At 33.0% G+C, this 4,235-nt stretch carries 2 protein-coding genes and 1 pseudogene; all 3 read right to left on the bottom strand.

Features of this window, described 5'->3' with window-relative positions:
- Positions 1 to 811: 811 nt before the first annotated feature.
- Positions 812 to 1,387, bottom strand: a pseudogene (locus AFK68_RS07865) (glycosyltransferase family 2 protein); the annotation flags it as partial.
- Positions 1,388 to 1,394: 7 nt separating this feature from the next.
- On the bottom strand, positions 1,395 to 2,171 hold the full coding sequence (locus tag AFK68_RS07860; protein ID WP_246844056.1) for a glycosyltransferase: 777 nt from the start codon (positions 2,169 to 2,171) through the stop codon (positions 1,395 to 1,397).
- Between the two features lie 807 nt (positions 2,172 to 2,978).
- Positions 2,979 to 3,797 carry a metal ABC transporter permease gene (locus tag AFK68_RS07855; protein WP_094672270.1) on the bottom strand — a complete coding sequence of 273 codons (819 nt, stop codon included), beginning with the start codon at positions 3,795 to 3,797 and terminating at the stop codon, positions 2,979 to 2,981.
- Positions 3,798 to 4,235 lie beyond the last annotated feature (438 nt).

Genomic DNA, 4,235 nt, shown 5'->3' with positions numbered 1-4,235 from the left:
AGTATCGGCGTCGGTGACGTTTCCTCCGAGAGAGACTATTTCGCTGACCTTGTTGCCTACTTCTCCGTCGGCGGTTGTGTCTTCTTCTAAAAATAGTGCCGAAAAAGAGAAAGAAGCCAGGTGTATTTTAATTTCTCTTTTATCTCCTAATTTCCTAATCCTTTTATGACCGAATAATTAAATAATTCAGCTTGATTAGCTGATCCTTATCCAGGAAAAAAAAAGTGCTCTTGAATTTCCTTAGATTTAATCCCGTAAAGGTTTTAACCACAGGTAATTATCAATTATCCACGAGCAATTATCAATTATTGAACTAATAATTAATAATTAAATAATTCAGCTTTATTAACCGACCCTTTAAAGGATAAAAAAAGTGCTCTTGAATTTCCTTAGATTCAATTCCGTAACGGTTTTAACCAGAGATAATTATCAATTAAGTAGGTCGGTGGGAAAATTTACAAGTATGTCATTGCGACTGGAACGGAGTGGAAGGAAGCAATCTCAAGGGTTTCGACTTTATTAACATTTAGTTATATAGTGAGTTTTATTCACACCTACCTACTTATCAATCATTAATTATCAATTATCAATTATCCATTATCAATTAATGAAGGGAACCATTTTTCCATTATTAATTAACTTGTACTTAACACCACGCCATACTACTGTACGCTTAGTTAATGCCAAAAACCAAAATATTAAAGCAAAAGTATCACGCAAAGGCAATAAATACAAACTTTCAAAACCTTCTGTATCTTTCAAATTTTTTAAGATTATCCCAGCAGTCAAAAGTCTTAAAACAACTGTAATNTACTACTGTACGCTTAGTTAATGCCAAAAACCAAAATATTAAAGCAAAAGTATCACGCAAAGGCAATAAATACAAACTTTCAAAACCTTCTGTATCTTTCAAATTTTTTAAGATTATCCCAGCAGTCAAAAGTCTTAAAACAACTGTAATTCCCAATACTCCTAACCCCCATAAATCTCCCATTCGTACCACGGCAAACAAGATAGCAAAAGGTACTGCCCGAATTAATATAGTTGCAATAAAAGGCCAGGGACGTGCTAAATATGTATTCTGATCCCAATAAATTTGATGAGTCCACCACTGTTGCCAACTTTTCAAGTCCACAGTCACATCAATAATGTATGGCAAAAGCAACATTTTTTTTCCAGAAGTCCAAACTCTCCGTCCAAGTTCGTAGTCTTCTACAAGATAATCTGCTAGACTCTCCAAACCACCCAGTTCTTCTAATGTGCTGCGACTTATGGCTATAGATGGTCCTAAACAAGCATTAGATGCTCCTGTGACTGTTGCAAATATAACGCTAGGAATAAAGTCAGCATTTATTGTTAATAATTCCATCTTCTCAAACCATTGATGNCCACAGTCACATCAATAATGTATGGCAAAAGCAACATTTTTTTCCAGAAGTCCAAACTCTCCGTCCAAGTTCGTAGTCTTCTACAAGATAATCTGCTAGACTCTCCAAACCACCCAGTTCTTCTAATGTGCTGCGACTTATGGCTATAGATGGTCCTAAACAAGCATTAGATGCTCCTGTGACTGTTGCAAATATAACGCTAGGAATAAAGTCAGCATTTATTGTTAATAATTCCATCTTCTCAAACCATTGATGGGCACTTTTGACTTTAAAAAGAGTACAGACACATCCGACATTAGGATTTGATAAAGGAGATATGATATTTTTGATATAATCAGGTTTAAGATTGGTGTCACTGTCGCTAATAATAATTGTGTCGTGACGTGCTTCAGCTATTGCACCAAGTAAATTATTGACTTTACCATTAGCTCCCACTTCTTTATTGTCAATTACAACGGAAATTTTCTGACTACCTATTTCTAGTTGAATATCCTGAAGAATAGGAATAGCTGCATCTTGAGGATCTTGAACAGAGTAAATAACCTGATATTCAGGCCAATCTTGAACAGCAATAGTATGGAGATTTGACTTGAGGTCTTTTTCAATACCCCGCACTGGTTTTAGTACAGTGACAGGAGGGTGAAATTTTTCTGTAGCGTTTATTTCTGGGATGATTTTGTTAAAAAAATTTCTAGTCGTCCAGACACTTAGAATTGAATATATAGATCCACCGAGGATAGGTATTAGGAAAATTATTTGGAGTACCTCTAAAGGGGTTGGCATTAATTAATTATTACTTTCATTTTTTCAACTTAAGTATAGTATAAAAGTTGCATAAATACAGAGAAATAAATTAAGGTCTCATACCATTTATCAAAAACTTTTGTACATTTTATTGAGTAGGGGAGTAGGGGTAATTGAATATTATCGTTTCCCCCTTTTTTTTTGAATATTTACTCCTTACTTCCTTCTTCCTTTCAAATAATGCTACAAAAAGTTATGTCTCTATCAGAGAGGCTTAAAAAAAATCAGATTCAATTCACTTTAGGTAGATATTTTGAGATTTTTGAATATTTACTGCTTCTTCCTTCTTCCTTTTTCCTTGAAAGGTCTCATACCATTTATCAAAAACTTTTGTACATTTTATTGAGTAGGGGAGTAGGGGTAATTGAATATTATCGTTTCCCCCTTTTTTTTTGAATATTTACTCCTTACTTCCTTCTTCCTTTCAAATAATGCTACAAAAAGTTATGTCTCTATCAGAGAGGCTTAAAAAAAATCAGAATTAATTCACTTTAGGTAGATATTTTTAGATTTTTGATTATTTTTTGAATGTTTTTTCTTTCTTTTTTTNTTTTTTTTGAATATTTACTCCTTACTTCCTTCTTCCTTTCAAATAATGCTACAAAAAGTTATGTCTCTATCAGAGAGGCTTAAAAAAAAATCAGATTCAATTCACTTTAGGTAGATATTTTGAGATTTTCCCTCTTTTTTTGAATATTTACTTCTTCTTCCTTCTTCCTTCTCTCCTAGATAACTAAAGCCTTCTCTCCTAGATAACTAAAGCCTTCTTCCTTTAACTGATAACTGTTAAAGCCTCCCCCGACCTGAAAATACTACTATTAAAAATCCCAATAATTGCACCAAAACAATACTAGGACCAGAAGGCAAATTAAAAGTACCAGATAATACCATTCCTATCACCCCACTCACAGCACCAATTAATGCAGAAACTCCTAAAAATGGCACAAACTCATTACAAATTAACTTCGCCGTAGCTGCTGGAATTACCAAAAAAGCATTCACCAATAAAATACCAACTGCTCTAATAGTAAGAGCGATCGCCAATGACAAAATAATCATAAATATATATTTATATCTCTCGACAGGAATACCCTGAATTTGTGCTAAATCAGCATTCAAAGTTAACAATATTTGTTTCTGTAAAGTTAGCCCTATCCAACCCAAAGATACAGTCAATAAAATCGCCAGAAAAATCAAATCTAAATTACTAATTGCCAGAATATCACCAAACAATATAGACAATAAAGTACCACGATATCCAGGCACAAAACTAAACCCAATTGTTCCTAATGCAACTGAACCAGCAATTGTAATACTTAAAATCGTATCTCCTCCTAAATTAGTCTTTTCAATTAAATAATTAATCCCTAATCCAAATAATACCAAAAACCCAATTAAAGCCATCATTGGAGGGAACTGCAATAAAGCACCTATGACTACAGCTAAAAAAGCAGTATGACCTAAAGCATTTCCAAACAAAGATAACTGCCGTAAAATTACAAATCCACCGAGAATACCTCCCAAAATTCCTAACAGAATACCGCCAAGAATTGCTCGTTGCATAAAAGGCAAACTAAATAAATCTATTAATTCTGAAAAATTCATATATTAACCCTATTTAAGTTGTAATATTTTGGTGGAAGTTAGGAGTCAGGAGTCAGGAGTCAGGAGTCAGAATTTACTCGTATTTTCAGCTCAAATTAACTATTATAAAAATCATCACAACCAATGCGCAGATTGCTATATTTATCAGTTAATATCAAACTTGTTTAATATTAATACAGTTTATAAGACCAACATTCATAAGGTATGAAACTATGATTAGTAACTCTTTAAATTACATAACTGCAAAAAAAAACCCTAACTGAATTGTATTCATATATAGACTCATCGACTTGATTTCTTCCTTCTTCCTTCTTCCCTCTTCCTTCTTCCTTCTAATGATAAGGTATGAAACTATGATTAGTAACTCTTTAAATTACATAACTGCAAAAAAAAACCTTAACTGAATTGTATTGATATATAGACTCATCGACTTGATTT

Source organism: Hydrocoleum sp. CS-953, assembly GCF_002260545.1.
Lineage (GTDB): Bacteria > Cyanobacteriota > Cyanobacteriia > Cyanobacteriales > Microcoleaceae > Trichodesmium.
This window is presented reverse-complemented; position numbering and strand designations above follow the sequence as displayed.